The following is a 3,427-nucleotide window of genomic DNA, read 5'->3' as shown; positions in this document are numbered from 1 at the left end:
GGGGGAGGAGATCGTTGAGCGTCACCCTACAATGTTCTTTATTTGTTCTCAAGCCATCCGGGAGCGCCCATGTCCTTCTTCAAACCCCGTCCGGCGCGCGAGACCAAGGACTCCCGCGCCGCGCGCCTGATCGCGCTGACTGCCGCGGGTCGCCCGCAGTGGACGCCGCGCGACTATGGCGCGCTGGCCGTCGAGGGGTTCGGCAAGAACCCCGTCGCCTATCGCTGCGTGCGGATGATCGCCGAGGCCGCCGCCGCGACGCCGCTGGCCGTGTTCGCGGGCGGCCGCCGCGTCGACGATCATCCGCTGAGGCGCCTGCTGGACCATCCCAACCGCGAGCAGGGCGGGCCGGACCTGATGGAGGCGTTCTTCGGGAGCCTGCAGGTGGCCGGCAACGCCTATCTGGAGGCGGCCGGCGACGGCGAACCCTCGGAGCTCTACGCCCTGCGGCCCGACCGGATGACCGTGGTTCCGGGACCGCGCGGCTGGCCGCTGGCCTATGACTACCAGGCCGCCGGGCGCACCGTCCGGATCGGCCGCGACGCCGACGGCTGGCTGCCGGTGCTGCACCTGAAGCTGTTCAACCCGACCCACGACCACTACGGCTTCTCGCCTCTGGAGGCGGCCGCCTTCGCGATCGACGTGCACAACGCCTCCAGCGCCTGGAACAAGGCGCTGCTGGACAATTCGGCGAGGCCGTCGGGCGCGCTGGTCTATTCGTCCAGGGACGCCGGCGACCGCCTGACCGACGAGCAGTTCGACCGGCTGAAGACCGAGCTGGCCAACGCCCAGTCCGGGACCGCCAACGCCGGGCGGCCGCTGTTGCTGGAGGGCGGCCTCGACTGGCGGGCCATGTCGCTGTCGCCCGCCGAGATGGACTTCACGGACGGCAAGCACGCCGCCGCCCGCGAGATCGCCCTGGCGTTCGGGGTCCCGCCGCAGCTGCTGGGCATTCCGGGCGACAACACCTACGCCAACTATCGCGAGGCCAACGCCGCCTTCTGGCGCGGGACCGTGGTTCCGCTGGCCCAGCGGGCGGCGCGGGCCCTGACCGGCTGGCTGTCGGTCAAGTTCCCCGGCGCCAGCATCGTCCCCGACCTCGACGCCGTCCCGGCCCTGTCGGCCGAGCGCGACGCCCTGTGGAGCCGGCTGGAGGCGGCGTCCTTCCTGACCGACGCCGAGCGCCGGCGCCTGGCGGGACTGGAGCAGGGTTAGAGCCCTTCCCCCTGGATGGGGGAAGGGTTGGGATGGGGGTGGCTTGGGCGGCTGCCACGCCGCCTCCCGTTTCAAGCCTAGCCCGTCATCCCCCGCCGCGATCACCCCCATCCCCGACCCTTCCCCCATCCAGGGGGAAGGGAGGAGTTTGCTCATGCCTAATTCTCCACCCAACCGCTGGCGGCTGGACCGTCAGGTGTCGGCCGCCGTGCTGGTGGCCGTGGCGCTGCAGGCCGCCGCCGCCCTGCTGTGGGCCGGCAAGGCCTCGGCGCGGATCGACGAGATGCAGCGCCGCCTCGAGGCCCAGGCCCCGGTCGCCGAGCGCCTCGCCCGGCTGGAGACCCAGGCCGAGGCCAGCCGCCAATCGCTGGAGCGCATCGAGGCCAAGCTGGAGCGCGCGCGATGACGGAATTGAAGATCGAGGGCTACGCCTCGCTGTTCTGGACGCGGGATCTCAATGACGACGTCACCGCCGCCGGGGCCTTCGCCTCCAGCTTGGCGCGGACAGGCTCCGTCGGAGTCAAAATGCTGCATCAGCACGACGAGGCCGAGCCGATCGGCGTCTGGGACGCGGTGGTCGAGGACGCCAAGGGGCTCTTTGTCCAGGGCCGCATCCTGCGCGCGACCCCGAGAGGAAGACTCGTCGCCGCCCTGGTCGAGGCCGGCGCGCTGGACGGCCTTTCCATCGGCTTTCGCCAGGTCAAGGCCCGGACGCAGGGACGCCTGCGCGTGCTGACGCGCGTCGAGCTCTGGGAGGTGTCGATCGTGACCTTCCCGATGCTGCCGGGCGCGCGGCTGATGGTCCGCTGAAACTCCCTTCCCCCTTGATGGGGGAAGGGCGGGGATGGGGGTGACGCGGCCGGTCCGCAGCTCCTGTCCCGCCATTCGGGGCGCGGTCAACGCCGCGTCACCCCACCCCTACCCCTCCCCATCGAGGGGAGGGGGCTTTTCGGAGACCCCCATGAAGGAAACCAAACACGCGGCCTCGCCCGAGGCCCGCGCGGCGCTGGCCGACGTCCTGACGGCGTTCGAGAGCTTCAAGGCCGCCAATGACGCGCGCCTCTCGGCCATCGAGACCAAGCGGGCCGACGTCCTCTTGGAAGAGAAGGTCGGCCGCATCGACGAGGCCGTCTCCCGCGCCCAGGACCGCCTGGACCGGATCATGGCCGACCTGCGCCGCCCGGCGCTGGGCGGCGAGACCCCGGTCGCCAAGGTCGACGAGCGCAAGGCCGCCTTCGACCGCTATGTGAAGACCGGCGAGACGCAGCCGGCTCTGCTTGAGCTGAAGGGCCTGTCGGAAGGGACCGCCACGGCCGGCGGCTATGTGGCGCCGCCGGAGCTGGAGCGGCTGATCCTGCGCCGCCTGGCCGCCACCAGCCCGATGCGCGAGATCTGCCAGGTCCGCACCATCGGCGCGGGGACCTTCCGCAAGCCGGTCTCGCCCACGGGCCTGGCCGCCGCCTGGGTGGCCGAGACCGCCGCGCGGCCGGAGACCACGGCCCCGACCCTGGACGTGATCGACTTCCCGGCGGGCGAGCTCTACGCCAGCCCGGCCGCGACCCAGGCCCTGCTGGACGACGCCTATGTCAGCATCGACGAGTGGCTGGCCGAGGAGGTGCAGGACGCCTTCGCCGCCCAGGAGACCTCGGCCTTCGTAACCGGCGACGGGGTCAACAAGCCCAAGGGCCTCTTGGCCTACACGGCCGCGCCGGACGCCTCGTACAGCTGGGGCCAGGTCGGCTATCTGGCCACCGGGGCGGCGGGCGCCTGGCCGGGCAGCAACCCGACCGACAAGCTGATCGACCTGATCTACGCGGCCAAGACCCAGTACCGCCAGAACGGCCGCTTCGTGATGAACCGCCGCACGGTCAGCGCCGTGCGCAAGTTCAAGGACGCGCAGGGCAACTACATCTGGAACGCGGCGCTGCAGCCGGGCCAGTCGGCGTCCTTGCTCGGCTTCCCGGTCACCGAGATCGAGGCCATGCCCGACGTGGCCGCCAACGCCTGCGCGGTGGCGTTCGGCGACTTCGAGAAAGGCTATCTGATCGTCGACCGCGCCGGGGTGCGGGTCCTGCGCGACCCCTATTCGGCCAAGCCGCACGTGCTGTTCTACACCACCAAGCGCGTCGGCGGCGGCGTGCAGAACTTCGACGCGATCAAGCTGCTGAAGTTCGCGGCGTCGTAGACCTGAACCGAGGTTCCCCTCCCCCGT

3 protein-coding genes and 1 pseudogene are annotated in these 3,427 nt (G+C 71.3%); all 4 read left to right on the top strand.

What is annotated here, in order from left to right:
- Positions 1 to 14 precede the first annotated feature (14 nt).
- Positions 15 to 1,215, top strand: a pseudogene (locus OR37_RS20405) (phage portal protein).
- 154 nt (positions 1,216 to 1,369) lie between these two features.
- On the top strand, positions 1,370 to 1,621 hold the full coding sequence (locus tag OR37_RS20400; protein WP_004625105.1) for a hypothetical protein: 252 nt from the start codon (positions 1,370 to 1,372) through the stop codon (positions 1,619 to 1,621).
- On the top strand, positions 1,618 to 2,025 hold the full coding sequence (locus tag OR37_RS20395) for an HK97 family phage prohead protease (protein ID WP_004625104.1): 408 nt from the start codon (positions 1,618 to 1,620) through the stop codon (positions 2,023 to 2,025). Before OR37_RS20400 ends, OR37_RS20395 begins: the two co-directional genes overlap by 4 nt.
- A 151-nt stretch (positions 2,026 to 2,176) precedes the next feature.
- Positions 2,177 to 3,400, top strand: a complete 1,224-nt coding sequence (locus OR37_RS20390) for a phage major capsid protein (protein ID WP_004625102.1) — start codon at positions 2,177 to 2,179, stop codon at positions 3,398 to 3,400.
- The last annotated feature ends 27 nt before the right edge of the window (positions 3,401 to 3,427 follow it).

This window comes from Caulobacter vibrioides OR37 (assembly GCF_000372645.1).
GTDB lineage: Bacteria > Pseudomonadota > Alphaproteobacteria > Caulobacterales > Caulobacteraceae > Caulobacter > Caulobacter vibrioides_E.
This window is presented reverse-complemented; position numbering and strand designations above follow the sequence as displayed.

Excerpts from the sequence above, each read along its gene's own strand:
- OR37_RS20390 (WP_004625102.1), top strand. The coding sequence starts at position 2,177 with ATGAAGGAAACCAAACACGCGGCCTCGCCCGAGGCCCGCGCGGCGCTG.
- OR37_RS20400 (WP_004625105.1), top strand. The coding sequence starts at position 1,370 with ATGCCTAATTCTCCACCCAACCGCTGGCGGCTGGACCGTCAGGTGTCG.
- OR37_RS20395 (WP_004625104.1), top strand. The coding sequence starts at position 1,618 with ATGACGGAATTGAAGATCGAGGGCTACGCCTCGCTGTTCTGGACGCGG.